General features: G+C 73.5%; 21 protein-coding genes. 12 read left to right on the top strand and 9 right to left on the bottom strand.

From position 1 onward, the window contains the following. The first annotated feature begins 148 nt into the window (after positions 1 to 148). Both ACFYWQ_RS11175 and ACFYWQ_RS11170 read left to right on the top strand, forming a co-directional pair. A complete protein-coding gene (locus ACFYWQ_RS11175) occupies positions 149 to 1,144 on the top strand; it encodes a glycosyltransferase family 2 protein (protein ID WP_389515029.1) in 996 nt (331 codons plus the stop codon). Continuing rightward, the gene (locus ACFYWQ_RS11170; protein ID WP_389515027.1) at positions 1,141 to 1,734 is read left to right on the top strand and encodes an HAD-IIIA family hydrolase; all 594 of its coding nucleotides are present in this window, start codon (positions 1,141 to 1,143) and stop codon (positions 1,732 to 1,734) included. Before ACFYWQ_RS11175 ends, ACFYWQ_RS11170 begins: the two co-directional genes overlap by 4 nt. Positions 1,735 to 1,818: 84 nt before the next feature. On the opposite strand, the gene ACFYWQ_RS11165 is transcribed toward ACFYWQ_RS11170, so the two are convergent. From ACFYWQ_RS11165 to ACFYWQ_RS11145, 5 genes are all read right to left on the bottom strand, one after another. Continuing rightward, positions 1,819 to 3,267 (bottom strand): family 43 glycosylhydrolase, encoded by a 1,449-nt coding sequence (locus ACFYWQ_RS11165; protein ID WP_389515025.1) that lies wholly within the window; start codon positions 3,265 to 3,267, stop codon positions 1,819 to 1,821. Positions 3,268 to 3,546: 279 nt separating this feature from the next. After that, the gene (locus tag ACFYWQ_RS11160) at positions 3,547 to 4,449 is read right to left on the bottom strand and encodes a PaaX family transcriptional regulator C-terminal domain-containing protein (RefSeq protein ID WP_389515024.1); all 903 of its coding nucleotides are present in this window, start codon (positions 4,447 to 4,449) and stop codon (positions 3,547 to 3,549) included. 53 nt (positions 4,450 to 4,502) lie between these two features. Next, positions 4,503 to 5,897: an MFS transporter gene (locus ACFYWQ_RS11155; protein WP_389515022.1), complete on the bottom strand. Its 1,395-nt coding sequence runs from the start codon at positions 5,895 to 5,897 to the stop codon at positions 4,503 to 4,505. A 300-nt stretch (positions 5,898 to 6,197) separates the two neighbouring features. After that, positions 6,198 to 6,989, bottom strand: coding sequence for a S1 family peptidase (locus ACFYWQ_RS11150; RefSeq protein ID WP_389515020.1), 792 nt, complete (start codon positions 6,987 to 6,989; stop codon positions 6,198 to 6,200). Positions 6,990 to 7,332: 343 nt separating this feature from the next. Next, positions 7,333 to 10,152, bottom strand: a complete 2,820-nt coding sequence (locus tag ACFYWQ_RS11145) for an AAA family ATPase (RefSeq protein ID WP_389515019.1) — start codon at positions 10,150 to 10,152, stop codon at positions 7,333 to 7,335. Between the two features lie 681 nt (positions 10,153 to 10,833). Here ACFYWQ_RS11145 and ACFYWQ_RS11140 point away from each other — a divergent pair. From ACFYWQ_RS11140 to gcl, 3 genes are all read left to right on the top strand, one after another. Beyond that, positions 10,834 to 12,510 (top strand): AMP-binding protein, encoded by a 1,677-nt coding sequence (locus ACFYWQ_RS11140; RefSeq protein WP_389515018.1) that lies wholly within the window; start codon positions 10,834 to 10,836, stop codon positions 12,508 to 12,510. Beyond that, positions 12,507 to 14,162 carry an AMP-binding protein gene (locus ACFYWQ_RS11135; protein ID WP_389515016.1) on the top strand — a complete coding sequence of 552 codons (1,656 nt, stop codon included), beginning with the start codon at positions 12,507 to 12,509 and terminating at the stop codon, positions 14,160 to 14,162. The genes ACFYWQ_RS11140 and ACFYWQ_RS11135 overlap by 4 nt, the downstream gene beginning before the upstream one ends. 252 nt (positions 14,163 to 14,414) lie before the next feature. Further along, the gene (gene gcl / locus ACFYWQ_RS11130; protein ID WP_389515014.1) at positions 14,415 to 16,199 is read left to right on the top strand and encodes a glyoxylate carboligase; all 1,785 of its coding nucleotides are present in this window, start codon (positions 14,415 to 14,417) and stop codon (positions 16,197 to 16,199) included. 236 nt (positions 16,200 to 16,435) lie between these two features. Here gcl and ACFYWQ_RS11125 read toward each other — a convergent pair whose 3' ends face one another. The 4 genes from ACFYWQ_RS11125 to ACFYWQ_RS11110 form a co-directional block, all read right to left on the bottom strand. Next, the gene (locus ACFYWQ_RS11125) at positions 16,436 to 17,053 is read right to left on the bottom strand and encodes a TIGR04222 domain-containing membrane protein (protein ID WP_389515012.1); all 618 of its coding nucleotides are present in this window, start codon (positions 17,051 to 17,053) and stop codon (positions 16,436 to 16,438) included. A 235-nt stretch (positions 17,054 to 17,288) separates the two neighbouring features. Beyond that, positions 17,289 to 17,537 carry a hypothetical protein gene (locus ACFYWQ_RS11120; protein ID WP_389515010.1) on the bottom strand — a complete coding sequence of 83 codons (249 nt, stop codon included), beginning with the start codon at positions 17,535 to 17,537 and terminating at the stop codon, positions 17,289 to 17,291. A gap of 659 nt (positions 17,538 to 18,196) precedes the next feature. Beyond that, positions 18,197 to 19,114 (bottom strand): 2-hydroxy-3-oxopropionate reductase, encoded by a 918-nt coding sequence (locus ACFYWQ_RS11115; RefSeq protein ID WP_389515008.1) that lies wholly within the window; start codon positions 19,112 to 19,114, stop codon positions 18,197 to 18,199. Positions 19,115 to 19,143: 29 nt separating this feature from the next. Then, entirely contained in the window at positions 19,144 to 19,983 is an 840-nt protein-coding gene (locus tag ACFYWQ_RS11110; protein ID WP_389515006.1) for a TIM barrel protein, read from the bottom strand. A 332-nt stretch (positions 19,984 to 20,315) separates the two neighbouring features. Between ACFYWQ_RS11110 and ACFYWQ_RS11105 the strand changes: the two genes are divergently transcribed. The 7 genes from ACFYWQ_RS11105 to ACFYWQ_RS11075 all read left to right on the top strand — a co-directional run bounded on the left by ACFYWQ_RS11105 (position 20,316) and on the right by ACFYWQ_RS11075 (position 26,511). Further along, a complete protein-coding gene (locus tag ACFYWQ_RS11105) occupies positions 20,316 to 20,567 on the top strand; it encodes a hypothetical protein (protein WP_389515004.1) in 252 nt (83 codons plus the stop codon). Then, positions 20,564 to 20,932, top strand: coding sequence for a helix-turn-helix domain-containing protein (locus ACFYWQ_RS11100; RefSeq protein ID WP_389515003.1), 369 nt, complete (start codon positions 20,564 to 20,566; stop codon positions 20,930 to 20,932). The genes ACFYWQ_RS11105 and ACFYWQ_RS11100 overlap by 4 nt, the downstream gene beginning before the upstream one ends. Before the next feature lie 523 nt (positions 20,933 to 21,455). After that, positions 21,456 to 21,968, top strand: coding sequence for a 2-oxo-4-hydroxy-4-carboxy-5-ureidoimidazoline decarboxylase (uraD, locus tag ACFYWQ_RS11095; protein ID WP_389515002.1), 513 nt, complete (start codon positions 21,456 to 21,458; stop codon positions 21,966 to 21,968). A gap of 2 nt (positions 21,969 to 21,970) precedes the next feature. Next, positions 21,971 to 22,402, top strand: a complete 432-nt coding sequence (uraH, locus tag ACFYWQ_RS11090; protein WP_389515000.1) for a hydroxyisourate hydrolase — start codon at positions 21,971 to 21,973, stop codon at positions 22,400 to 22,402. A 4-nt stretch (positions 22,403 to 22,406) separates the two neighbouring features. Beyond that, positions 22,407 to 23,336: a factor-independent urate hydroxylase gene (gene pucL / locus ACFYWQ_RS11085; protein WP_389514998.1), complete on the top strand. Its 930-nt coding sequence runs from the start codon at positions 22,407 to 22,409 to the stop codon at positions 23,334 to 23,336. Positions 23,337 to 23,450: 114 nt separating this feature from the next. After that, complete coding sequence (locus tag ACFYWQ_RS11080; RefSeq protein ID WP_389514996.1) at positions 23,451 to 24,830, top strand: 8-oxoguanine deaminase; 1,380 nt, start codon at positions 23,451 to 23,453, stop codon at positions 24,828 to 24,830. A gap of 301 nt (positions 24,831 to 25,131) precedes the next feature. Then, the gene (locus ACFYWQ_RS11075; protein ID WP_389514993.1) at positions 25,132 to 26,511 is read left to right on the top strand and encodes a nucleobase:cation symporter-2 family protein; all 1,380 of its coding nucleotides are present in this window, start codon (positions 25,132 to 25,134) and stop codon (positions 26,509 to 26,511) included. Positions 26,512 to 26,691 lie beyond the last annotated feature (180 nt).

Below are 26,691 nucleotides of genomic sequence, written 5' to 3'. Positions count from 1 at the left end.
TCGCCCGGCCGCACCTGCCGCCACCCACCCCGCCGAACACTCCCGCACCCCGCCGCACCGCGTGGCGCGGGTTTGAGGTGGTGGTCATCTGGGACCCGGAGAGTCCGGAGCCGTCCAGCCGCCGTCCGGGGCGGAGGAAGGCGTACGCATGACCGCCTACACCGTCGTGATCCCGACCCGCGCGCGGGCCCCGCTCGCCGACTGCCTCGCCGCGCTCGCCGCCGCCAAGGGGCCCGCGCCGGCCGAGATCGTCCTCGTCGACGACCGGCCCGAGCCCGGACCGGCCCCGCTGGAGCACCCCTTGAGCGTCCTGGGAGACCTGCGCGAACGCACCACCGTGCTGCGCGGCGCCGGCAGCGGGCCCGCCGCCCGGAACGCCGGCCTGCGCCTGGTCCGTACGCCGTGGGTCGTCCTGCTGGACGACGGCGTCCAGGTCGGACCCCACTGGGGCGAGCAGCTGGCCGACGACCTGTCCGACGCGACCTTGGACACCGCCGGGGTGCAGGGCGTGCTCGCCGTGCCCCTGCCGGGCGGGCGTCGCCCCACGGACCGGGAGCGCACCACCGCGGGCCTCGCGCGCGCCCGCTGGATCGCCGCCGACATGGCCTACCGCACCGAGGCGCTCAAGCAGGCCGGCGGTTTCGACGAACGCTTCGGCCACCCCTTCCGTGAGGACACCGACCTCGCCCTGCGGCTGCTGGACGCCGGGTGGCGCATCCGGCAGGGGCGGCGCACCACCCGCTGTCCCGTTCCGCCCGCCGACCGCTGGGAGTCCCTGCGCGCCGAGCGCGGCAACGCCGACGACGCCCTGATGCGGCGACTGCACGGGCCGGGCTGGCGGCACCGGGCGTTCGCGCCGCGCGGCCGGATCCGCTCCCACCTCGCGACCAGCGCCGCGGGAGTGGCGGCCGGCGCGTACGCCGTGTCCGGCCACCGCCGGGCCGCGGCGGCCGCCGCGCTCGGCTGGGCGCTGGGCACCGGCGCGTTCGCGTGGGCGCGCATCGCGCCCGGCCCGCGCACCCGCGACGAGGTCACCGCCGTGCTCACCACGAGCGTGCTCATCCCGCCCGTGGCCGCCTGGCACCGGATGAGCGGCGGCTGGCGGCACCGCAACGCCGCGCCCTGGCAGGAGGTGGCGCCGTGAACCGCGTCCGCGTCGTGCTCCTCGACCGCGACGGCGTGCTCGTCGAGGACGTCCCGCACAACGCCGACCCCGGCCTGGTCCGCCCGGCCCCCCACGCCCGCGAGGCGCTCGGCCTGCTCCGCGCGCGGGGCGTGCGCACCGGCGTCCTCACCCATCAGCCGGGCGTCGCCCGCGGCCTGCCGACCGAGGCCGGCCTGCGCCGCGTCGACGAACGGATCGACGGCCTCCTCGGTCCCTTCGACGTCTGGGCGGTCTGCCCGCACGGCCCCGACGACGGCTGTCACTGCCGTCCGCCGCAGCCCGGTCTGGTGCTGTGGGCCGCCGGGCGCGTGTGCACGCCGCCGGAGCGGATCGCCGTGATCGCCGGCGCCCCGGACGCCGTCGAGGCCGCGTGCCGGGCCGGAGCCCACGGCATCCTCGTCCCCGCCCCGGCGGCGGACCCGCAGGAGACGGCAACCGCCGCGCACGTCGCCCCGGATCTCCTCACCGCCGTGCGCGCGGTGCTGACCGGTCCGCCGAGGCAGCATGTGCTGGCGGACGAACGGGCGATCGCACGGGCGTACCGGGAGGCCGGGGCCGAACGGCCCTGAACCCGCCGTCAGCAGCCCGTGCGCACGGCTCGGCTGAGCGTCCCGGCGGCTGCCCGCGGGCTCGGGCCCCGGAAGACCGCCGGCTCACTGGGCGTAGTACGTGGCGTCCGCCCGGTCCGTCGCGGTGCTCGGCGTCTGTACGTACAGCAGGTAGTCGTAGTGCCGGATGTAGCGGCCGGCGTAGTTGTACGACTCGTAGGAGACGCCCGCCGCGTCGGCGAGGCCCGCCCGCCGGTGGAACGTGGCGTCGGACGCGAACTGCGCCGTGCCGTCGTTCTTCTCCAGCCACACCTCGAAGTTCCGGTGCCGCAGGTAGTAGCCGGGGAAGTTGGCCGACTCCAGGGACACCGTGCCGCTGCCCGCGAGGCCGGTCACCACCCGGAACTGCGAGTCCGCGAGCGGGCTGACGTCCGCCTCGACGCGGGCGCGGTACTCCCAGTGGCGGACGAAGCGGTCGGGGACGTTGTACGAGGAGAAGCGCTGCGGGGTGACCCCGTCGGCGACCGGGATGCCGAAGTCGGGGGTGCCGTCGGCCTTCCAGTACAGCTTCTGCACGCGGGTACGGCGGTTGGGGTCGGCGAGCGGGTCGCCGGTGATGTCCTTGTAGCTGCGGTCGTGGTAGACGAGGAGGTCGGAGCCGCCGTCCTCGGACACGGTGAACGAGTTGTGGCCCGGCCCGTACTGCGAGGTCGCGTCGTTCGACCGGAACACCGGTGACGAACTCTTCGACCAGACGGCGGGATCGGTGAGGTCGGCGGTCGAGGACGCGGTCAGCATCCCCAGGCAGTAGTTGGCGTCGGTCGCGCTCGCCGAGTACGTCAGGAACACCTTGTCGCCGTGCTGGATCAGCGCAGGGCCCTCGTTGACCTTGTAGCCGACCGTCTCCCAGGACAGCGTCGGCCGGGAGATCTCCGCCGGGGTGCCGGTGATCGTCCAGGGGTTGGCCAGCCTGGCGACGAAGAGGCTGGTGTTGTTGTCCTCGGCCGGGTTGCGCTGCGCCCAGGCGAGGTAGCGGACGCCGCCCACGACGAAGGTGGTGGCGTCGAGGGAGAAGCTCTCCCAGGCGGTGCTGATCTGCCCCTTCTCCGTCCAGGTCGCGGTCAGCGGGTTGGCTCCGGTGCCCTCCAGGACGTACATGCGGATCGCCCACACGTCGTCGGTGGCGCCGGCCGCGAAGTACACGTACCACTTGCCGTCGATGAAGTGGATCTCCGGTGCCCAGATGTGGGCGCCCATGACCCCGCTGGTGTGCTTGGTCCAGATGGTGACCTCCTGGGCCGTCGACAGGCCCTGGAGGGTCGTCGCCCGGCGCAGCACGATGCGGTCGTACTCGGGGACCGTCGCGGTGAAGTAGTAGTAGCCGTCCGTGTGTCTGACGATGTGCGGGTCGGCCCGCTGCTCGGCGATCGGGTTGGTGTACGTCACGGCGGGGGAGTCGGGGACGGCGGCCCGGGCGGTGGCGCCCGGGCCGGTGAGGGCGGCCGTGAGGGCCACGAGGACGGCCAGGAGCAGCCGGACGGCGATACGTCGCAAAGGAGTTCTCCAGGGGGAGGGGAGGAGGGGGTCAGGTGGTGGGGACGAGCCGCCACTCCTCTGTCCGTGGTGTCGAACGCGGTTCGCGAATCCGGCCAGAACTTAGGCGTTGGGCATGCCCTCGTCAATAAGCTCGACACGACACGACACGCCCCGGTGCCCCTGTGGGACGCCCGCGGCACCCGCGGCACCCGCGGCACCCGCGACGCCCACGACGCCCGCGACGCCCACGACGCCCGCGACGCCCGCGACGCCCGCGACACCCGCAACACCCGCGGGTCAGTGCGCCCGGCGCACCCCGGTGGTCTCCAGCAGGGCGCGGGCCGTCCGGCGGGCGGGCTCCGCGGTCTCCTCGGCGACCCGCCGGAAGGTGTCCTGGGCGGGGCGGGCCGGCCAGGCGGGGGGAAGGTGCCGGGCGGGGAGCCGGGGGTCGGTGCGGATGGTGCCCAGCCACTCGCTGACCAGGCGCAGCCGCGTGCCGATCGGGTCGTCCCCGGCCCCGTCGCTCAGACGGGCGGTCCACCGCTTGTCGAAGGTGACGTAGCGGGCGGCGATGCTCTCCAGGTCCCAGGTGTCACGGACCATCAGGGCGATGTCGGTGGCCTCGTCGGCCCGGGCGTGGAAGATCTTGACGTGGGCGGTGAGTCCCAGCTCCGCGACCAGGGCGGAGACGTCGACGTCACCGGGCGCGATCCACAGCCCGCTGTACAGCGCGCCGAACCCGGACCAGGTCAGCCGCGAGCGCAGGTCGTGGCGCTGGCGCTTCCAGGAGTCGGGCAGGGAGAAGCCCAGCAGGGTCCAGGAGCCGTCCCAGTCGTCGTTGACGGCGCCCTGCGTCCAGATGCGGGTGCGGCCGTCCTCCAGCACGCGGGTCGCCTGCGGTGTCAGCCCGAAGTACATCCTGCGGCCCTCCCGCTGGCGCCGCAGCATGCCCCGGTTGACCATGCGGGTCAGCGTGGAGCGCACGGCCTGTTCGCCGACGCCGACGCGGCCCAGGACGTCGATGATGCTGCCCGAGTAGACGCACAGGTCCCCCTCGTCCAGCACGTGGTTGCCGAAGAAGGCGAGCAGGAGCGACTGCGGGCGCGGCTGCGGCCCGTCCGCGGTGTCGCCGTCGCCGCCCGGGGCGTCGTCGCCCGCGCCGCCGTCCTTCGAGGGGTCCAGGATGTCGTCGTCCTCCACGGTGGCAAGCGTACGGCCGTCCACCGGCGGCGCGGCGGGCGGCCGTACGGCGTTCACCGGCCGTCGGCGGTACGGGTGCCGGGCAGCACGGGGAGGTCGGCGGGGGTCTCCTCGGCGTGGGGGGCGGCGGGCTGTTCGGCGGGGTCGGCGAGGGAGGTCCGGCTGGTTTCCCGTACGCGCCAGACGGTCAGCGCGGTGACGACGGCGCCCCCGCACAGCAGCAGGGCGACGGGCGTTCCGCTGCCACTGCCGGCCACCAGGCCGCCGGCGATCATCGGGGAGAAGCCGGCGCCGATGAGGGTGGCGCCCTGGTAGCCGAGGGACGCGCCCGTGTAGCGGACCCGGGTGCCGAACATCTCGGTGAGCAGGGCGCCCAGCGGGCCGTACATCGTGGACTGGGCGACGCCGTGCCCGAGGACCACGGCGAGGATCAGCAGCCCGGGCGACCCGGAGTCGACCAGCGCGAGGACCGGGAAGGCGAGCACCGCGGAGGCGACGGCCCCGGCGAGGACGACCGGGCGGCGGCCCACCCGGTCGGACAGCGCGGAGGCGCACGGCAGGACGACCAGCGCGACACACGCCGACACGGTGAGCGCGGTCAGCACCTGCGGGCGGGCGTAGCCGATGCCGGTGGCGTACGCGATCAGGTAACTGGTCAGCAGCGACTGGGCGGTGAAGGCGCCGATGCCGACACAGCAGGCCAGCAGGACGGGACGCGGGTGCCGCAGCACCTCCAGGACCGGCAGCCGCGCCTCGCCGCGTTCCTTCTTCACCTCGGTGAACAACGGGCTCTCCACCACCTTGAGCCGGACGAAGAGCCCGACGCCGAGCAGCACCACGCTCAGCAGGAACGGCACCCGCCAGCCCCAGGCCACGAACTCGTCCCGGGGCAGGGCCACCACGAGGGTCACGACGACGGTGGACAGCAGGGAGCCGAGCGGGGCCCCCATCTGCGTGAAGCTGGACCACAGGCCGCGGCGCCGCTCCCCGGCGTGCTCGACGACCATCAGGGTGGCGCCGCCCCACTCGCCGCCGATGGCGACGCCCTGCACGACGCGCAGGGCGATCAGCAGGACCGGCGCCCACACACCGACCGTGCCGTACGTGGGCAGCAGGCCGATGAGGAAGCTCGCGCCGCCCATCAGGCCCATGGTGAGCAGCAGCATGGACTTGCGGCCGAGCCGGTCGCCGAAGTGCCCGAAGACGACGCCGCCCACCGGGCGGGCCACGTATCCGGCGGCGAAGGTGCCGAAGGCGGCGATGGTGCCGACGGCGGGGTCGGCGCCCGGGAAGAACAGCTCGCCGAAGACGAGGGCGGCGACCGTGCCGTAGACGAGGAAGTCGTAGAACTCCACGGCGGTGCCGAGCAGCCCGGAGAGGGCGACCCGGCGGAGCTGGCGGAGGCGTTCGGGGCTAGGAGGCGGTGGGGCGACGGGGGACGGGGACATCGCGGTCTCCCTTGACCGGGGGAAGGACACCGCGAAAGTAGGCTCAGAATCGACTGCCGTCAAGAAAGTGCACAACATCGAACTCGCGTCGGGCCCGCCTCGGAACCCCGCGAACACCCCTCGGGCCCGCGTCGGGCCCGCGTCGGGCCCGCCTCGGACGCGTGCCGGCACACGCGTCAGGTCGCCGAGGAACCGTGCGCGGACATGGAGAGGGGGGGGGGGGGGGGGCGGGGGGGGGGGGCCCCCCCCCCCCCCCCCCCCTGGTCGTGCACCTGAGGGGTACTCAGGAGTTCTTCCGGGTCACGAGGCGACCTGTGCCGCCACGAGGCTGGAGAAGGTGGTCAGCCGGGTGTACACACCCGGGTAACCGGCCTCCGCACAGCCCTCGCCCCAGGAAGTGATGCCTGCCAGGACGCCCCCGATGAGCAGGGGACCGCCGCTGTCGCCCTGGCAGGTGTCTACGCCGCCGGAGGTGTATCCGGCGCACACCATGTCGCTCGCGACGAAGTCGGAGCCGTAGGAGCCGCTGCAACTGGAGTCGGACACGATCGGGACGGTCGCGGTCCGCAGCTGGTTGGAGGAGCTGCCGCCCGAGGAGGTGGTCCCCCAGCCGAGGACGCGGGCCGTGGTGCCGGCCGCGTACACGCCGGTCTGGCTGGAGGTCACGTACGACGCCGGCGTGTACGACATCGACGTCGACAGGGTCAGCACGGCCACGTCGTCACCGTTGGTGGCGTCCGTGTAGTCCGGGTTGATCCAGATCTTGCTGACCCGGCTGACCGTGCCGTTGGTGCCGTTGAGGTACGTGCGGCCGCCGACGACTCTCACGCTGCTGGTGGTCTCGCCGACCATACAGTGCGCGGCCGTGACCACCTTGGTGGGAGCGACGAGCGTGCCGCCGCAGAACTGGTTCTGCGAGGCGTCCGTGATCTGCATCATGAACGGGTACGCCGTCGTGGTGGTCGTCGTACCACCGACGATCGGCTGGGGGGCCGCGACAGCGGTGGGGGCGCTGAGCAACGCCGTCGCGGCGGCGGCAGCGGTCGCGGCGACGACGGCCGCGGTCTTCTTCGCACGGGTGAGCCCGAACATGGATCTCCTTGCTGGGGGAGTTGCCGGTGGGGGGTCGCGCGGGTGTGGGGGTGTACACGGGGGCGGGCGCCCTTCCCACTCGGATGGAGCCGGGAGTGGGTGAGGGGCCGTTCCCCGTGTGACCGGGCGAGCGGCACGCCCCTTACGCTAGGGGCCGGACCCTCGTCTCCCAATGAGGGAACCCCCTAGGGGAGTTGGGGAGGGAAAACCCTCGGTCGCCGCTCGGCGAACCCCGCGCGACACACCGCGCGCGGCAAACCCCCGCGCGGGAGACCACGCGCGGCGAACCCCGCGCGGTCCACCCGTGCCGTGAGCCCGCGCTGGCAGTTAACCCGCGCAATCGCTACTTCGCGTGACGCCCCGCCGCCAGTCGGACGATGTCCACCCGCGAGCGGATCCCCAGCTTGCGGTAGACCCGGGTCAGGGTCGCCTCCACCGTCTTGACGCTGATGAACAGGCGCGCGGCGATCTCCCGGTTGGTCGCGCCCTCCATGACCAGCGCGGCGACCTGACGCTCCATCGCGGCCAGCCCCTCCAGCGCGTCCGGAGCGGGAACCGGCGCGGGCGGCTCCACCGGACCGGCCCCGCCCGCCGCGGCCACCGCCGCGTCGACCTGCCGCAGCCACGGCAGCGCCCGGCACCGCCGGAACAGCCGCGCGGCCTCCTCGTACGCCGTCGGTCCGGGCCGCCCGGTGCGCAGCCGGGCCAGCGCGAACGCGGCCCGCGCCTCCTCCAGGCCGTACCCCAGTCCCGCGAGCCGGTCCTGAGCGGACGTCAGACGCGCCACCGCGCCCTCCCGGTCGCCGCGCGCGGCCCGCACCAGCGCCTCCGCCCGGTCCAGCACGGCCAGCACACCCTCGCGGCCCAGCCGCAGCGCGTGCGCGCGGGTGACGTCGATGAGGTCCTGCGCCTCGCCCGGCTCACCGATACGGACCAGGGCCTCGGCGAGATCGCCCTGCCAGCGCCCGCGTGCCGGGTCGGTGATGCCCATGCCCTGCTCCAGCTCCCGCACCCGGCGCAGGCTGGCGACCGCGCCCGCCGCGTCCCCGGCCACCGACTGGGCGTAGCCGAGCGCGGCCAGGGCCCGGGAGAGGTACATCTGGTCGCCGTCCTCCTCGGCCCGGTCCGCGGCCTCCCGGGCCAGCGCCAGCGCCCGGTCGACATCGCCGCCGGAGGCCTCCGCGAGGGAGGTGAGCATGGCGGAGGCGCCCAGGCCGATACCGGAGTCCCGGGCCAGGCGCAGGCTGTCGCGGGCCAGGTCCAGGGCGCGTCCGCAGTGCCCGGAGCGCAGTTCGGTGTCCGCGAGGAAACGCTGGAAGTGCACCTCGCTCTCGACCATGCCGCGCCGGCGCACCTCGCGCAGCAGCGCGGTGATGGTGGAGCGGGCCTCGGGCAGCTGGTCGCTCATCAGCAGCCAGCGGAAACGCGCGGTGCCGGCGCCGTTGTGGTGGCAGGCCACGTAGGGGTCCTGAGGCTCCTTCAGCGCGCGCTTGATGGTCGCGGGCGCGTCCGGATGGCCCATCAGGGTCTCGGTCGAGGCCTGGAAGGACAGCGCCATCAGCTCGGTGCGCCGGTCACCGCCGCGCGCCGCCAGGTCGGCGGTGTGCGCGGCCTCCTGCCGGGCCTCGGCGAAGTCGCCCTCGACGACCAGCTTGCGCCAGGCCAGCCGGTAGTGGACCAGGGCGAGCAGCCGCGGGTCGTCGCCGGCGTCGGCCAGGGCCTGCGGGAACGCGGCGTCGACCTCGCCGAGGGACTGCCCGGCCGCCTCGATCACCACCTCCCACGCCCGTACCCGCTCGGCGGGCACCGTGGCCCGGGACAGCACCTCGCGCGCGACGTCCCTGGCGAGGTCCACCTCGCCGGCGGTGATGGCGTCCTCCGCGGCCTGCAACCGGTGCCCGTCCGGGCCGGGGGTGCCGTCCGGCGGGGCGTGCCGGGCCGCGAGCAGACCGAGCGAGGCCGCCACCGAAGGGGCTCCCCGGTCCCGGGCCAGCGCGGCGGCCTCGGCGAGCCGGGCGGCCACCTCCGGGTCCGTGCCGGTGGTCGCCAGGGCGAGGTTGCGGGCCCGTTCGATCGGATCGGAGGCCGCCGTGGACAGCGCGGCGTGCGCGGCCCGCCGTTCCTGCGCGGGCGCCTCCGCGTACAGCGCGGCCGAGATCAGCGGATGCGCGAACCGTACGGCGGGCCCCTCCGGTTCCGTCGCCAGCAGCCCCAGGGACGCCGCCCGGGCCGTCTCGGCCTCGGCGTTCTCCCGGCCGGCCGCGTGCAGCAGCGCCAGGGTGGGGCGGGCGCCCGCACTGGCGACGAGCAGGGTGCGGCGGGCCTCGTCGGAGAGCATGTCCAGACGGCTGAGCACCAGGGCGCGCAGCGAGGTCGGCACCGGCAGCGGCTCACCCGGACGCGGCGGGGTCGTGCTCTCGCCGAGGGCGCGGCCCAGTTCCAGGGCGAACAGCGGGTTGCCGCCGCTGGTGCGGTGGATCTCGCGGACCGTGGAGCGGGGCAGGTCGGTGTACCCGCGGTGGTCGAGCAGGGCGGAGACCTGGGCGCGGGAGAGCGGGTTGAGACGGACGGCGAGGGTGTCGGGCGGGGACGCGCGTAGATGGCGGTCGTACTCCTGACCCTCGGTCCGGACCGCGCAGAGCAGCTGGACGGGCGTGTCGCCCAGCCGGCGGGCGGCGAAGCCGAGGAGCTCGGCGCTGGCGGAGTCCAGCCACTGGAGGTCGTCGGCGACCACGAGGACGGGACCCGCGGCGGCGAGGGCGCGCAGCGCGGACAGCACGGCGAGCCGCAGGGCGAGGCCGTCGCGTTGCAGGGTCGATTCGCCGCGGCCGGTCAGGGCCGCCTCCAGCGCGGTGCGCTGGGCGGCGGGCAGCCGGTCGGAGACCTCGTCGAGGACCAGGCCGAACAGATCGGCCAGGGCCAGGAAGGGGAGGTGGGATTCGGACTCGGTGGCCGAGCAGCGCAACACGGTGCGGGCCGTCTCGCCGTAATCGGCGGCCAATGCCCGCAGCACGGTCGATTTCCCTATTCCGGCGGGGCCGTGCAGCAGCACGCTGCCGCCGCGCGCCAGCTGCTCACGGGCCGCCGTGAACAGCTCCTCCCGGCCGACGACCAGGTCGGGGCGGCGGCTGGCAGACTCCTTGAAGTCCCGTCGCACGGTCACCGCTCCCTCCGAGTGTCGTGTCCGGGGCAAATTCTAGGCATTGGCGCATTGAAATTCGGAAGGACGGCATGGTGAGGGAGACAACAACCGGCGCATGGGGCAATTCATCGAGGCGCGCCGCGAATGGACGGTCGTCAGGAACGGGCGCGCCACGGCCCTGACCGGCCGAGCTCGGCCCGCCCGCTCGCCCGGCCCGTCCGCTCGCCCTGCTTGCCTGTCCCGTCCGCCCGTCCGCCCGTCCGCCCGTCCGCCCGTCCGCCCGTCCGCCCGTCCGCCCGTCCGCCCGTCCGCCCGTCCGCCCGTCCGCTCGCCCTGCTTGCCTGTGCCGTCCGCCCGCCCGCTCGCCCTGCTTGCCTGTCCCGTCCGTCCGCCCGTCTTGCCCGCTCAGCCACCGGGCCGCCTGCCGGTACGCGCGGCTCGCGTGTCCTGCCGCCTGCCGCCTGCCGGTAGGCCCACCTCGCGCGCCGGGCCGCCCGCCGCCTCGCCCACCTCGCGCGCCGGGCCGCCCGCCCGGCCACCGCCCGCCCGGTCACCGCCCGCCCGTACGCCCTGCTCGCCCGTCGGCGTGACCGCCGCTCGCCCGCTGGCGTGCCCCCCCCGTTCAGGGGTGGTGGGATCCGTGTCACGGCTTACACGATGGCGGGGAGCCGCCGGGCGATGGTCCGGCACCTAGGAGGACAGATGGCGACGACGACGGCGACGGAACAGTTCCGCAGGGCCAGGGACTTCCTGCTGGAGCACCGCGAGGACTACGCCACGGCCCACCGGGACTTCGCCTGGCCCCGGCCCGAGCACTTCAACTGGGCCCTGGACTGGTTCGACGCCATCGCGGACGGGAACGACCGCACCGCCCTGCACATCGTCGAGGAGGACGGCTCCGAGGTCCGGCTCTCCTTCGCCGACCTCTCCGAACGGTCCGACCGGGTCGCCAACCTGCTGCGCGGGCGCGGTGTCGAACCCGGCGACCGGATCCTCGTCATGCTCGGCAACCAGGCCGAGCTGTGGGAGACCGCGCTGGCCGCGATGAAGCTGCGCGCCGTCGTCATCCCCGCCAACCCCCTGCTCGGCCCCGCCGACCTGCGCGACCGCGTGGAGCGCGGGCAGGTCCGGCACGTCGTCGTACGCGCCGCGGACACCGGCAAGTTCGACGACGTGCCCGGCGACTACACGCGCCTCGCCGTCGGCGGGGTCCCGGAGGGCTGGCAGCCGTACGAGGACGCGTACACCACCTCCGCCGAGTTCCTGCCGGACGGCCCGACCCTCGCCGGCGACCCGCTGATGCTGTACTTCACCTCCGGGACGACGGCCCGCCCCAAACTGGTCGAGCACACCCATGTGTCGTACCCGGTCGGGCACCTCGCCACCATGTACTGGATCGGGCTCCGGCCCGGCGACGTGCACCTGAACATCTCCTCGCCCGGCTGGGCCAAGCACGCCTGGTCCAACCTCTTCGCCCCGTGGAACGCCGAGGCGACCGTCTTCCTGCACAACTACACGCGCTTCGACCCGGCGCGGCTGATGGCCGAGATGGACCGCGCCCGCGTGACGACGTTCTGCGCCCCGCCGACCGTCTGGCGGATGCTCATCCAGGCCGACCTCACCCAGTTGCGCACCCCGCCGCGCGAGGCCGTGGCGGCCGGGGAGCCCCTGAACCCCGAGGTCGTCGAACAGGTACGGCGGTCCTGGGGCGTGACGGTCCGGGACGGCTTCGGCCAGACGGAGACGGCCGTGCAGATCGCCAACAGCCCCGGCCAGCCCCTCAAGACGGGCTCCATGGGCCGCCCCAGCCCGGGCTACCGGGTGGAACTGCTCGATCCGGTGTCCGGCGCGCCCGGCGCGACGGAGGGCGAGATCGCGCTCGACCTGTCGCACCGGCCGGTCGGCCTGATGACCGGATACCACGGCGACCCCGACCGCACGGCGGAGGCGATGGCGGGCGGCTACTACCGCACGGGCGACATCGGCACCCGGGACGAGAACGGGTACATCACCTACATCGGGCGCAGTGACGACGTCTTCAAGGCGTCCGACTACAAGATCAGCCCCTTCGAGCTGGAGAGCGCGCTGCTGGAGCACGAGGCCGTCGCCGAGGCGGCCGTCGTCCCGGCCCCCGACCCGCTGCGGCTCGCCGTGCCCAAGGCGTACGTCGTCCTCGCCGAGGGCTGGGAGCCCGGTCCCGACACCGCGAAGGCGCTGTTCGAGTACTCCCGCGAGGTCCTCGCGCCCTACAAGCGCCTCCGCCGCCTGGAGTTCGCGCCGCTCCCCAAGACCGTCTCCGGCAAGATCCGCCGCGTCGAACTGCGCGAGGCCACGGCGGCCGGCTCGGCCGCGGAGTACCGCGAGGAGGACTTCCGATGAGCCCGATGAGCCCGATGAGCCCGGTGAGCCCGGTGCCCCCGGCGGCCCCGCCGGCCTCCTACGCGCACGGCACCGGCACGACCCCGCTGCTCGGCGACACCATCGGCGCCGACCTGGACCGGACGGCGGCGCGGTGGCCGGACCGGGAGGCGCTCGTCGACGTGCCGTCCGGCAGGCGCTGGACGTACGCCGAGTTCGTCGCGGACGTGGACCGGCTGGCCTGCGCCCTGCTCGCGAGCGGCACCGCCAAGGGCGACCGGGTGGGCGTCTGGGCGGTCAACTGCCCCGAGTGGGTGCTCGTGCAGTACGCCACCGCCCGGATCGGCGCGATCATGGTGAACATCAACCCGGCCTACCGCACCCACGAGGTCGAGTACGTCCTCCGCCAGGCCGGGGTCACCCTCCTGTTCGCCTCCCCGGGCCACAAGTCCAGCGGCTACCGGGCGATGGTCGGACAGGTGCGGGGCAGGTGCCCGGACCTGAGGGAGGCGGTCTTCTTCGGCGACCCGGGCTGGGACGCGCTGCTCGGCCGCGCCACCCCGGCCCACCGGGCGGATCTGGCGGCGCGCGGCCGCGAGCTGTCCTGCGACGACCCCATCAACATCCAGTACACCTCGGGCACCACCGGCTTCCCCAAGGGGGCGACCCTCTCCCACCACAACATCCTCAACAACGGGTACTTCGTGGGCGAGACGATCGCCTACGGCGAGCGCGACCGGATCTGCGTGCCGGTTCCCTTCTACCACTGCTTCGGCATGGTCATGGGGAACCTGGCGGCCACCTCGCACGGCGCGTGCGTCGTGATCCCGGCCCCCTCCTTCGACCCGAGGGCCACGCTGGAGGCCGTCCAGCGGGAGCGCTGCACCTCCCTGTACGGCGTCCCGACCATGTTCATCGCGGAGCTGAACCTCCCCGACTTCGCCGCCTACGACCTGTCGTCGCTGCGCACCGGCATCATGGCGGGCTCGCCCTGCCCGGTCGAGGTGATGAAGCGGGTGGTCGCCGAGATGAACATGGCGGAGGTGTCCATCTGCTACGGCATGACGGAGACCTCGCCCGTCTCCGTCCAGACCCGCCGCGACGACGACCTGGAGCACCGCACCGCCACCGTCGGCCGCGCGCTGCCGCACATCGAGGTCAAGGTCGTCGACCCGGCCACCGGTGTCACCCGGCCCCGGGGCACCGCGGGCGAGCTGTGCACCCGCGGGTACAGCGTGATGCTCGGCTACTGGAACGAACCCGAGCGGACCGCCGAGGCCGTCGACGCCGGACGCTGGATGCACACCGGCGACCTCGCCGTGATGCGCGAGGACGGCTACGTCGAGATCGTCGGCCGTATCAAGGACATGATCATCCGGGGTGGGGAGAACGTCTACCCGCGCGAGATCGAGGAGTTCCTCCACGCACACCCGAAGATCGCGGACGTCCAGGTCGTCGGGGTGCCGCACGAGACGTACGGCGAGGAGGTGCTGGCCTGCGTCATCCCCGCGGACCGGGCCGACCCGCCGGCGCTCGACGAGGTGCGGGGCTTCTGCGAGGGCCGGCTGGCCCACTACAAGATCCCCAGCCGGCTCCAGGTGCTGGACGCCTTCCCGATGACCGTCTCCGGGAAGGTGCGCAAGGTGGAACTGCGGGAGCGGTACGGCGCCTGATCCGCCGCCGGCCCGTCGGGACCGAGCGCGTCGACGTCCGTCCGGCGCGTTCGGTCCCGCGTTCCCGGTGTGCGCGCGGACCGCTCCGTGGAGGCACATGCCTTTCGTCCGTCTCTTGACGGTCTCCCCCCACCCCCCTACATTGCTTCCAGATAGTAGAAACTGTTTTCCGCAATGCGAAATTCGTAGCGGAGGTGCTCGCCGCGGGGCGCGACGGGAGAGCGCATCCGACAGCCGAAGCTGGAGTACTCGATGGCTCGAATGACCGCTGCCCGCGCGGCAGTCGAAATCCTCAGGCGCGAGGGCGTCACCGCCGCGTTCGGTGTCCCCGGCGCGGCGATCAACCCGTTCTACGCGGCCCTGAAGGCCTCCGGCGGCATCGCCCACACGCTCGCCCGCCACGTCGAGGGCGCCTCGCACATGGCGGAGGGATACACCCGCGCCCGGCCGGGCAACATCGGCGTCTGCGTCGGCACGTCGGGACCCGCCGGCACCGACATGATCACCGGCCTGTACTCGGCCATCGGCGACTCCGTCCCGATCCTGTGCATCACGGGCCAGGCCCCGACCTCCGTGATCCACAAGGAGGACTTCCAGGCCGTCGACATCGCCTCGATCGCCAGGCCGGTGACCAAGATGGCGGTGACCGTCCTGGAGGCCGCCCAGGTGCCCGGCGTCTTCCAGCAGGCGTTCCACCTCATGCGCTCCGGCCGCCCCGGCCCGGTCCTCGTCGACCTGCCGATCGACGTCCAGCTCACCGAGATCGAGTTCGACCCGGACACCTACGAGCCGCTGCCCGTCTACAAGCCGGCCGCGACCCGCGCCCAGATCGACAAGGCGCTCGGCATGCTGAACGCCGCCGAACGCCCGCTGATCGTCGCGGGCGGCGGTGTCGTCAACGCCGACGCGTCCGACCTCCTGGTGGAGTTCGCCGAACTCACCGGCACGCCGGTCGTGCCGACCCTGATGGGCTGGGGGACGATCCCCGACGACCACGACCTGAACGCGGGCATGGTCGGCCTCCAGACCTCGCACCGCTACGGCAACGCGACCTTCCTGGAGTCCGACTTCGTCCTCGGCATCGGGAACCGCTGGGCCAACCGCCACACCGGGAAACTGGACGTCTACACCGCCGGCCGCACCTTCGTCCACGTCGACGTCGAGCCCACCCAGATCGGCAGGATCTTCGCCCCCGACTACGGCATCGCCTCCGACGCCAAGGCGGCCCTGGAACTGTTCGTCGAGGCGGCCCGCGAGCTGAAGGCGGCGGGCGGGCTGCCCGACCGCTCCGCCTGGGCCGCCGCGGCGCAGGAGAAGCGGGCCACGCTCCAGCGCCGTACGCATTTCGACGACATCCCGATCAAACCGCAGCGCGTCTACGAGGAGATGAACAAGGCCTTCGGCCCGGAGACCCGGTACGTCTCCACCATCGGCCTCTCGCAGATCGCCGGCGCCCAGATGCTGCACGTCTACCGGCCGCGCCACTGGATCAACTGCGGCCAGGCGGGCCCCCTCGGCTGGACCGTCCCGGCCGCCCTCGGCGTCGCCACGGCCGACCCGGAGGCCACCGTCGTCGCCCTCTCCGGGGACTACGACTTCCAGTTCATGATCGAGGAACTGGCGGTGGGCGCGCAGCACAAGATCCCCTACGTCCACGTCCTGGTCAACAACTCCTACCTGGGCCTCATCCGCCAGGCGCAGCGCGCCTTCGACATCGACTTCCAGGTCAAGCTGGAGTTCGAGAACGTCAACTCGCCGGAGCTGGGCGTCTACGGCGTCGACCACGTCAAGGTCGCCGAGGGCCTCGGCTGCAAGGCGATCCGCGTGACCGACCCGAACGACCTGGCCGCCGCCTTCGAGCAGGCCGGGAAGCTCGCCGCCGAGTTCCGGGTGCCGGTCGTCGTGGAGGCGATCCTGGAGCGCGTCACCAACATCTCCATGAGCGTCACCAACGACATCGGCAACGTCGTGGAGTTCGAGGAGACCGCCACGGAACCGGGGCACGCCCCGACGGCGATCAGGACGCTGAAGGTCTGACGCGCGGCGTTCTGGAGCCGTAGCGGGGGGCGTGGGAGCGGGGGAACGGGAGCGGCTCGTCGGGGGACGGGCCGCTCTTCCGCATGCCCTTCCCGTGGCGGGCGGGTTCAGACGCGGTCCGGGGCGTGCGCGCTCCTCACTCCGGGCCGCCGCCCCCGCTGCCGCAGGAGTACGGGGTTCCGCATGCCCTTCTCGTGGCGGGCGGGTTCAGACGCGGTCCGGGGCGTGCGCGCTCCTCAGTCCGGGCCGCCGCCCCCGCCGCCGCAGGAGTACGGGGTTCCGCCCGTGCCGCCGCCGCGGGGCGACCGGGAGTGGAACCCCTTGCCCGCCACCGGGACCCGGCCGACCAGTCCCGCCCGCAGGGCGAAGCGCGGGACGAGCACCCGCAGGGCCGCCTCGCCGTGCAGCGCGACGGCGAGCAGTCTGTCGTGGTCGGTCAGGCCGCGCCGCTCCGCGGGCAGGGCGTGCCGCTCCCGCAGGGCACGCACATGGCGGCGGGCGGCGCGGGTGGGGCCGAGCAGCGGGTAGCGCAGCAGGCCGGCCTCGGCCAGGGGGACGCGCATCAGGGCGACCGCCAGGCGGACGTCGGGCCGTCGCACCAACTGCCGCAGCCCGCAGGGCTCGGCGAGGGACGCGCGCACGGCGTTCTCCAGCGGCGGGAGGGGAGGCGGCGACTGTCCCGGGACCGTGTCCGCGACGAGCGGTTGCGGCGCCCTCATCGTCCCCGGCCGGCCCGCTTCCACCGCACCGCGCAGATGGAGGCCGACCACGGCGACCGTGACGGCGGCGCGCGGGCCGCCCCGCAGCAGCGCGACCTCGTGCGGCTGGAGCCGGATGTCCGTGTCCCCACTCATGGCAGACCCCCTGGAGCGGAGCCCGCCGCCCCCGTGCAGGCGGGCCCCGCGTGACCAGGATGTGCCCGGGTACGGGGGGAGTTGAAGCCCGCTGAACCGAGTTCAGAGGTTGATTTGAGGTTCGGAGGCACCGACTTGAGGCTTGGAACGCCGACTTGAGGTTCGCAACGCCGGCTTGAGGCTCGGAGCGCCGACACGAGGTCCGGACCGCCCCGGCCCGTGTCCCTCCGGCCGCCTACGGCTCGTGGTGCTGTTCGTGGTGTTCCGACAGCCCCGGCCAGTCGTCCGGGCCGCCGCCCTGCCACTCGATGAGGTCGCTCTCCTCCACCTCGATCCGGTCCAGGTCGGCCAGCCGGAGGATCTCGACGACGTCGTCGAGGTGGGTGGCGAGTCCCAGGGTGACGTCACCTGCGGTGACCCGGCGCGAGCCGTCCAGGGCCGGAGGGTGGACCACGATGTGCGGGTACTGCGTCGTATCGCCCATGCCTTCAGGCTGCTGCGGGCCGGGCCGGCGCGCACGCGGAGGGAGCCGGAGCGCGGAGAGGGTGTGGCCGTCCGGCGGCGCGAGACCGGGCGCGACGGGACGTTCGCGCCGCCGGACGGGGTATGGGGAGGCCGTCGAGGGGCCGGGACCGCGGCGGATGCGACGGAGCCGGGGTGTCCTCCCTCTGGCCGGAAGGGCACCGCGGGTCCTTCACCACCGCACTGGCTCGCACACCGCCGCGGTCCTCGCCCCGCCCGCCGCGCACCCCGCGATCACCCCTCATGCGGATCACGCGGTGGCGGCGGGTCGCGGGGGGGGGGGGGGGGGGGGGGGGGGGGGCCCGCGCGGGGGGGGGGGGGGGGGGGGGCGCGCCCGCCCGCGCGCGCCCCCCCCCCCCCCCCCCCCCCCCCGGGCCGGGGTTCAGTCCTCGTGCGGGGCGCGGACCGCTGTGGCGCGGGCGAGGGCGGTGGGTACGCGCTTCGACATCGTGGACCTTCCTGCAGAGGAAGCGGAAAGATTCTTCCGCTTCGTGGAGCCTAGGTTCGGGGTGAACCGGAGGTCAACAGTCTGTTGACGTCCGGTGGGTGGTTCCGGGCGGCGCCGCCGCCTCGGGCGCGACAGGACAGGTGTCGGCGGGGCGCCGCCCGGAGAGCGGGGTGTCAGACCTGGGCGCCGGACAGGCGCTCCACGGCCCGCAGCAGTGCGGAGTGGTCCAGGCCGCCGTCGCCCTGCGCGCGCAGGCTCGCCACGAGCTGGGCCACCACGGCGCCGACGGGCAGGGCCGCGCCGACGGCGCGGGCGGCGTCCGTGACGATGCCCATGTCCTTGTGGTGCAGGTCGATACGGAAGCCCGGCCTGAAGTCGCGGTCCAGGAAGTTGTCCTTCTTGCGGGTCAGCACGGTCGAGCCGGCCAGTCCGCCGTTCAGGACGTCCAGCGCCGCCTTCAGGTCCACGCCCGACTTCTCCAGGAAGACCACGGCCTCGGCGCACGCCTGGATGTTCACGGCGACGATCAGCTGGTTGGCGGCCTTCACGGTCTGGCCCGAGCCGTGCGGACCGCACAGCACGATGGTCCTGCCCAGCGCCTCGAAGACCGGTCGGGCCTCGTCGAAGTCGGCCCGCTCGCCGCCGACCATGATGGACAGCACCGCCTCGACCGCGCCCGCCTCACCGCCGGACACCGGCGCGTCCAGCACGCGGATGCCCTTGTCCCGCGCGGCCTCCGCCAGGCGGACGGAGGTCTGCGGGGTGATCGAGGACATGTCGATCAGCAGCGCGCCGGAGCGCGCGTTCTCCAGGATGCCGTCGGGGCCGTACGCGATGGCCTCGACCTGGGGGGAGGCGGGCACCATCGTGATCACGACGTCGGCGTCCCGGACGGCCTCGGCGATCGAGCCCGCCGCGGTGCCGCCGGCGGCGGCCAGGCGGTCCAGCTTCTCCCGCTCCAGGGTGAAGCCGGTGACGTCGTAGCCCGCCTTGATCAGGTTCTCCGACATGGGGGAGCCCATGATGCCGAGGCCGATCCAGGCGATCGTCGGGCGGGCCGGGCGGGAATCCACTGCAAGGTTGTTGCTCATGGTGAGGGGGCCTCTCGGTGACGGGATGTTCAGCGGGCGGCGCGCGCCGCGGCCGGGAGCCAGTCGAACGCCTCGGAGCTCGGACGGTCGCCCGGCTTGTACTCCAGCCCCACCCAGCCCTCGTACCCGGCCTTCGCCAGCTGGTCGAGGAGGTCCTCCAGGGGGAGCGAGCCGGTGCCGGGGGCGCCGCGGCCGGGGTTGTCGGCGATCTGGACGTGCCCGGTCACCGCCGCGTACCGCTCGATCACCGACGGCAGGTCCTCGCCGTTCATGGACAGGTGGTAGAGGTCCATCAGGAACCGGGCGTTGCCGAGGCCGGTGGCCTCGTTGACCCGGTCCACGACCTGCACGGCGGCCGGTGCCGACACCAGCGGGTACTGCGGTGACTCGGGGCGGTTCAGGGCCTCGATCAGCAAGGTCGCGCCGATCCGGTCGGCGGCCCGCGCGGCGAGCGCCAGGTTCTCCAGGGCCAACGCGTCCTGCTCGGCCGGGTCCACGCCGTCGACGCGGTTGCCGTACAGCGCGTTGAGCGCCGTGCAGCCCAGCGACCCGGCGAAACCGGCGGCCACGTCGATGTTGGCGCGGAACCGCTCCGACTCCTCGCCGGGGACCGACAGGGCGCCGCGGTCGGGTCCGGGGAGCCGCCCGGCGTAGAAGTTCAGGCCGGTCAGCCGTACGCCCGCGTCCTCGATGGCCGACCCCAGGGCGTCGAGTTCGAACCGCTCTGGCGTGGGGGAGTCGATCCAGGGCCACCACAGTTCGACCGCGGTGAAGCCGGCCGCGGCGGCGGCCGCGGGGCGCTCCAGGAGCGGGAGTTCCGTGAAGAGGATCGACAGGTTGACGTTGAAGCGCTGGTCTGCGAATCCCATCGGGTGCCGCGCTCCTTCCGTGTCGCTTACCGGGTGGGTCTTGATGGGGCCTGCTTTCCGCAATGCGGAATAAGCTTTCTGCTTATTGGAAGATTGCCGCCGGGTGTCATGGCTTGTCAAGGGGTGCGGGCGGCACTCGCGGGCCGTGCGTGCCCTCGGGGGCTGTCGCCGGCCGGAGGCTGCCGGGTCCGAGGGGCCGATGGCCGCGCTGCGTGGTCCGTTAAGGTCGGGGTCCGGGCGTCGGGAACCGGTTCACGACCGCGTGCCGGGCCCGGATCCGCCCTCCCGCCGGAGGGCGTCACGACGCGCAGGTCAGAGAGGTGTGCGGCGCGATGCGTCTGAGAGTTGAGTTCACCACCGAGCCCTTCGACCTCGACGAGGCTCCCGCGCACGCGCTGGTCGCCCGCGAGGTCGTCGAAGCCGCCGACCTCGACGCCGTCGACGTCGGCCCGTTCGGCAACACCGCGGAGGGCGGCGCCGACGCGGTCCTGAACGCCGTGGACGCCCTGCTGCGCCGGACCCTGGAGGCCGGCGCCACCCGGGTCACCCTCCAGGTCAACGTCCTCGGGGAGGGCGAGAAGTGACCGGCGCCGGGGACGAGCCCTTCATCACGGCGGTGAAGCCGCTGGTCGACGCCATGGGCGGCGAGATGCTCCCGCCGGACGAGGCCGGCCCCGACGATGTCGTCCTGGCCTGGGCGGGCGCCGACGTCGTCGCCGTGCGCCTGCCGCAGCTCGCCGACTCGCTCGACCACATCCTGGCCGCCATGGAGCGCAAGAAGGGCAAGCCCCTGGCCGACCTGGACCGCAAGGCCAAACAGGAGGTCGTGCGGACGCTCGAGGCGCGCGGCGCCTTCTCCGTCCGGCATGGCGTGGAGACCGTGGCGAGCGCGCTCGGAGTGAGCCGCTTCACCGTCTACAACTACCTCAACCGGGAGAAGGGCAACTGAGCGCGGGCGCGCTGCCGGGGGCCGGTGCTGGGGCCGGCGATGGGGTCGGCGGGGAGGCCGGTGGCGCGGGCAGTGCGCTCGGTGGTGGGGGTGGTGGCGCGGGCAGTGCGCTCGGTGGTGGGGGTGGTGGCGCGGGCGGTGCGCTCGGTGGTGGGGGTGGTGGCGCGGGCGGTGCGCTCGGTGGTGGGGGTGGTGGCGCGGGCGGTGCGCTCGGTGGTGGGGATGGTGGCGCGGGCGGTGCGCTCGGTGGTGGGGATGGTGGCGCGGGCGGTCCGCTCGGTGGCGGGCCGGTGGCGTGGGCGGTGCGCCCGGTCGCACCGGCGGCGGCAGGGGCGACGACCCCCTGCGCGCGGCCCCGGACACGCGCCCGGAGGACCGGCCGGGCGCGGCTGCGAAGCCCCGTTGCGGCCCCCGGGTTTCGTTACCCGGAATTTTCAACAAAGTGTTGACGGGGTGTTTCTGAAGGGCGTTAGCTAGCCGCAGCCCGTTCAGCACGAAGGCCCACGCGGCCACGGAGGCTCCCGTGACGTCGACTTCCCTGCCCCCGGGTCTGGCCCGGTTCAACGAACTCGAGGAGTCCGCGGCCTCCGCCGCGCTCCACGAGGCGTGCGCCTCGACGGCCTGGGCCGGCCGGCTGCTCGCGGCCCGCCCCTACGCCACCGCCGACGCCCTCTACGCCGCCAGTGACGCCGCCATGGCCGAGCTGACCGCGCGGGACCTGGCGGAGGCGATGGCCGGGCACCCGCCGATCGGCCGCCCCAAGCCGGGCGACCCGGCCTCGGCGCGCGAACAGCGCGGCATGGCCGGCGCCTCCGACGAGCTCAGGGCGGAGATGCTCGAACTCAACCTGGCCTACCAGGAGCGGTTCGGCCACGTCTTCCTGATCTGCGCCACCGGCCGCACCGGCGAGCAGATGCGCGACGCGGTCAAGGAGCGGATCGGCAACGCGCCGGAACAGGAGCGGGAGATCGTCCGCACCGAGCTGGGCAAGATCAACCGCATCCGGCTCGCCCGACTCGTCGAAGAGGACGCCTGACCATGAGCACCAGCACCACCGCCTCCGTGTCCACGCACATCCTGGACACCAGCGTCGGCCGCCCCGCCGGGGGCGTCGCCGTCCGGCTCTCCGCCCGCACCGGGCGCGAGGCCGACTGGCGGGCGCTCGGCGGTTCCACGACCGACGCGGACGGCCGGTGCAAGGACCTCCCGGCGCTGCCGGAGGGAACCACCCACGTACGGCTCGACTTCGCCGTGGAGCCGTATTTCGAGAAGAACGAGAAGAACAGCAAGAACGAGAAGAACGAGAAGAAGAAGCAAGCCGATGCGCAGCAGGACGCCCCCGCGAATCGGGACAGCGGTGCCGTGTTCTTCCCCGAGGTGGCGATCACCTTCGCCGTGAACCCCGGCGAGCACTACCACGTACCGCTGCTGCTCAACCCGTTCGGCTACTCCGTTTACCGAGGGAGCTAGCTAGATGACTGCCCATCCCCGCCCCGACCGCCCTGTCGTCCTGGGACAGAACCAGTACGGCAAGGCCGAGAACCGAGTCGTCAAGATCACGCGGGACGGCGCCACCCACCACATCAAGGACCTCAACGTCTCCGTGTCGCTCAGCGGCGACATGGAGGAGGTCCACCACTCCGGCTCGAACGCCAACGTCCTGCCGACCGACACCACCAAGAACACGGTGTACGCGTTCGCCAAGGAGCACGGCATCGAGTCCGCCGAGCAGTTCGGCATCCACCTCGCCCGCCACTTCGTCACCTCGCAGGAACCGATCCACCGGGCCCGCATACGCATCGAGGAATACGCCTGGGAACGGATCGAGCACGCGGGGGAGAGCGCGCACTCCTTCGCCCGCAAGGGCCAGGAGACCCGGCTGACGCAGATCACCTACGACGGCTCGTCCTGGGAGGTCGTCTCCGGCCTGAAGGACCTCGTCGTGATGAACTCGACCGACTCCGAATTCTGGGGCTTCGTCAAGGACAAGTACACGACCCTGCCCGAGGCGTACGACCGGATCCTCGCCACCGAGGTCTCCGCGCGCTGGCGGTTCAACTGGACCGACGACGGGCAGCCGGCGCCCGACTGGGACGCCTCCTACGCCCAGACGCGCACGCACCTGCTCGCCGCCTTCGCCGAGACCTACTCGCTCTCCCTCCAGCAGACCCTCTACGCGATGGGCACGCGGATCATCGACCACCGCGGTGAGATAGACGAGGTCCGCTTCTCCCTCCCGAACAAGCACCACTTCCTGGTCGACCTGGAGCCGTTCGGGCTGAAGAACGACACCGCCGACGGTGCCGTCTACTTCGCCGCCGACCGCCCGTACGGTCTGATCGAGGCCACCGTCCTGCGGGACGGCTGCGAGGCGCGGATCCCGGTGGACCTCACCAACCTGTAGCCCCCTCCTCTCGGCACCCGTGGCCGGGGAGCGCGTCCCCGGCCACGGCACTCGACACCCCAGGGTCCTGCCGTGCCCACTCCACTGCCGAACCTCAGCGAACAAGGACGAACCATGGCAGCAGACCGGCGTATCGTCATCGAGAACTGTGCGATCGCGACCGTCGACGCCCACGACACCGAGTACGCGGACGGTCACCTCGTCATCGCCGGCAACCGCGTCGAGTCGCTCGGCGCGGGCAGGGCCCCCGAAGACCTGACGGACGTCGACCGCCGTATCGACGCCACCGGGCACCTGGTCACCCCCGGTCTGATCAACACCCACCACCACTTCTACCAGTGGATCACCCGGGGCCTGGCCACGGACCACAACCTCTTCGACTGGCTCGTCGCCCTCTACCCCACCTGGGCGCGCATCGACGAGCCGATGGTCCGCGCGGCCGCCGAGGGATCGCTCGCAATGATGGCCCGCGGTGGCGTCACCACCGCCATGGACCACCACTACGTCTTCCCCCGGGGCACCGGCGACCTCTCCGGCGCGATCATCGGCGCCGCCCGCGACATGGGCGTGCGCTTCACCCTCGCCCGCGGCTCCATGGACCGCAGCGAGAAGGACGGCGGCCTGCCCCCGGACTTCGCCGTCGAGACCCTGGAGGGCGCCCTCACCGCCACGGAGGAGACGGTACGGCAGCACCACGACGCCTCCTTCGACGCGATGACCCAGGTCGCCGTCGCCCCCTGCTCCCCGTTCTCCGTCTCCACCGAACTGCTCCGCGAGGGCGCCGGACTGGCCCGCCGCCTCGGGGTGCGCCTGCACACCCACGGCTCGGAGACGGTCGAGGAGGAGAAGTTCTGCCACGAGCTGTTCGGCATGGGCCCGACCGACTACTTCGAGTCCACCGGCTGGCTCGGCGAGGACGTGTGGATGGCGCACTGCGTCCACATGAACGACTCCGACATCGCCGCCTTCGCCCGCACCGGGACGGGCGTCGCCCACTGCCCGTCCTCCAACGCCCGCCTGGCCGCCGGCATCGCCCGCGTCCCCGACATGCTCACGGCGGGCGTCCCGGTCGGCCTCGGCGTCGACGGCACCGCCTCCAACGAGTCCGGCGAACTCCACACCGAACTGCGCAACGCCCTCCTCGTCAACCGCCTCGGCCCCCACCGCGAGGCCGCCCTGAACGCCCGCCAGGCGCTGCGCCTCGGTACCCACGGCGGCGCCCGGGTCCTGGGCCGGGCGGCCGAGATCGGCTCCCTGGAGCCGGGCAAGCTCGCCGACCTGGTGCTGTGGAAGCTGGACACCCTCGCCCACGCCTCCATCGCCGACCCGGTGACCGCCCTGGTCTTCGGCGCGGCCGCCCCGGTCACCGCCTCCTTCGTGAACGGCCGTCAGATCGTCCAGGACGGCCGCCTGCTCACCGCCGACGAGGACGCCATCGCACGCGCCACCCGCGCGGAGGCGCGGCGGCTCGCCCGGATCGCCGCCCGGGACTGAGCGGCCCAGGACTCCGGCCGAGGGGGACGGCCCTCGACCGGACGCCGTGACCGGGGCGCGCGTGGACGCGCGCGCCCCGGGCCGGCTCACCCGCCGTCCCGTACGCCGGGACGACGCACCTCCGTCCCCCCACCCCGGGACGGCCCACCTCCGTCCCCCCTCCCCCCGGGCCGGTTCCCCCCGCCGTCCCCCGATCCCGGGGCGGTCCCCTCCGCCCCGCTTTCCGGTCCCGCACGACCGCGCACCACCTCCCAGAAACCCACGCCAGAGCTGCCGTGTATCCGACCGGAGGAGAGCCGCCGTGTCCGCCCACCCTGTCGACGAGAAACTCCCCGCCCTGAAAATGGCGACGAGTGGCCTTCAGCACGTGGCCGCCATGTACGCGGGGGTCGTCGCCCCGCCCCTGATCGTCGGCGCGGCCATCGGCCTCACCGGCACCGACCTCACCTTCCTCACCGGCGCCTGCCTCTTCACCGCCGGCCTCGCGACCTTCCTACAGACCCTGGGCATCTGGAAGATCGGCGCCCGGCTGCCCTTCGTCAACGGCGTCACCTTCGCCGGCGTCGCCCCCATGACGGCCATCGTCGCCTCCACCGAGGACAAGTCCGACGCCCTGCCGGTCATCTTCGGCGCGGTGATCGTCGCCGGACTGCTGGGCTTCCTCGCCGCCCCCGTCTTCTGCAAGGCGGTCCGCTTCTTCCCGCCCGTCGTCACCGGCACCGTGATCACCCTGATCGGCGTGTCCCTGCTGCCCGTCGCCTTCGGCTGGGCCCAGGGACCGAACCCGGCGGCGGACGACTACGGGTCGTCGACCTACCTCGCCCTGGCGGGCATCACCCTGCTGCTCGTCCTGCTCCTGCGCCGTTTCACCCGGGGCTTCGTCAAGCAGATAGCCGTCCTGCTCGGCCTGGTCGCCGGGACGCTGGTCGCGATCCCGTTCGGCGTCACCGACTTCGGCCCCGTCGCGGACGCGGACGTGGTCGGCTTCCCCACCCCCTTCCACTTCGGCGCACCGCAGTTCCAGCTCGCCGCCATCCTGTCGATGTGCGTGGTGATGGTGGTGTCGATGACCGAGTCCACGGCGGACATGCTGGCGCTGGGCGAGATCGTCGACCGTCCCGTGGACGAGCGGACGATCGCTGCGGGCCTGCGCGCCGACACCCTCGGCTCCGCCCTCAGCCCCGTCTTCAACGGCTTCATGTGCAGCGCCTTCGCCCAGAACATCGGGCTCGTCGCCATGACGCGGATCCGCAGCCGCTTCGTCGTGGCGGCCGGCGGCGGCTTCCTGGTCCTCATGGGCCTGTGCCCGGTGGCCGCCTCGCTCATCGCCGTCGTACCGCGCCCGGTCCTCGGCGGGGCGGGCGTGGTCCTGTTCGGGTCGGTGGCGGCGAGCGGCATCCAGACCCTCGTCCGGGCCGGTCTGGACAAGGACAACAACGTCCTGATCGTCGCCGTCTCCCTCGCCGTCGGCATCGTCCCGATCACCGCGCCGGAGTTCTACCACGCCTTCCCGGAGACGGCGAGGATCGTCCTGGACTCGGGCATCTCCACCGGCTGCGTGGCGGCCGTCCTGCTCAACCTCGTCTTCAACCACCTCGGCACGAGCCGCGACGCCCAGGACGTGACCCATCCGATGGAGGCGGGGGAGGAGATCGCGGGGGTGACGGCGAAAGCGCTCTGACGGCCGTCGGCCGGAGCCCGGGACGCCCGCGGGCCGGGAGCGGGGCGCCCGGCTCCCGAGCCCGCACCGCGGAGCGCCCGGCCCTGCGCCCGGCCCTGCCCAAGGCCGGACCGGGCGCTCCGCGGTGGGCTCGGGCGGGGACTTGGGCAGGGCCGACGTACTCCGGCTCACAGCTCTTGG

The organism is Streptomyces sp. NPDC003247 (assembly GCF_042888135.1).
Classification (GTDB): domain Bacteria; phylum Actinomycetota; class Actinomycetes; order Streptomycetales; family Streptomycetaceae; genus Streptomyces.
The sequence above is the reverse complement of the archived record's forward strand: the minus strand, read 5'-3'. Positions and strand labels throughout refer to the sequence as shown.

Coding starts and splice junctions, on each gene's coding strand:
- ACFYWQ_RS11080 (WP_389514996.1), top strand. CDS start 23,451: ATGGCAGCAGACCGGCGTATCGTCATCGAGAACTGTGCGATCGCGACC.
- ACFYWQ_RS11155 (WP_389515022.1), bottom strand. CDS start 5,897: ATGTCCCCGTCCCCCGTCGCCCCACCGCCTCCTAGCCCCGAACGCCTC.
- ACFYWQ_RS11110 (WP_389515006.1), bottom strand. CDS start 19,983: ATGGGATTCGCAGACCAGCGCTTCAACGTCAACCTGTCGATCCTCTTC.
- ACFYWQ_RS11150 (WP_389515020.1), bottom strand. CDS start 6,989: ATGTTCGGGCTCACCCGTGCGAAGAAGACCGCGGCCGTCGTCGCCGCG.
- ACFYWQ_RS11120 (WP_389515010.1), bottom strand. CDS start 17,537: ATGGGCGATACGACGCAGTACCCGCACATCGTGGTCCACCCTCCGGCC.
- ACFYWQ_RS11105 (WP_389515004.1), top strand. CDS start 20,316: ATGCGTCTGAGAGTTGAGTTCACCACCGAGCCCTTCGACCTCGACGAG.
- ACFYWQ_RS11135 (WP_389515016.1), top strand. CDS start 12,507: ATGAGCCCGATGAGCCCGATGAGCCCGGTGAGCCCGGTGCCCCCGGCG.
- uraH (WP_389515000.1), top strand. CDS start 21,971: ATGAGCACCAGCACCACCGCCTCCGTGTCCACGCACATCCTGGACACC.
- ACFYWQ_RS11115 (WP_389515008.1), bottom strand. CDS start 19,114: ATGAGCAACAACCTTGCAGTGGATTCCCGCCCGGCCCGCCCGACGATC.
- gcl (WP_389515014.1), top strand. CDS start 14,415: ATGGCTCGAATGACCGCTGCCCGCGCGGCAGTCGAAATCCTCAGGCGC.
- ACFYWQ_RS11125 (WP_389515012.1), bottom strand. CDS start 17,053: ATGAGTGGGGACACGGACATCCGGCTCCAGCCGCACGAGGTCGCGCTG.
- ACFYWQ_RS11175 (WP_389515029.1), top strand. CDS start 149: ATGACCGCCTACACCGTCGTGATCCCGACCCGCGCGCGGGCCCCGCTC.
- ACFYWQ_RS11140 (WP_389515018.1), top strand. CDS start 10,834: ATGGCGACGACGACGGCGACGGAACAGTTCCGCAGGGCCAGGGACTTC.
- pucL (WP_389514998.1), top strand. CDS start 22,407: ATGACTGCCCATCCCCGCCCCGACCGCCCTGTCGTCCTGGGACAGAAC.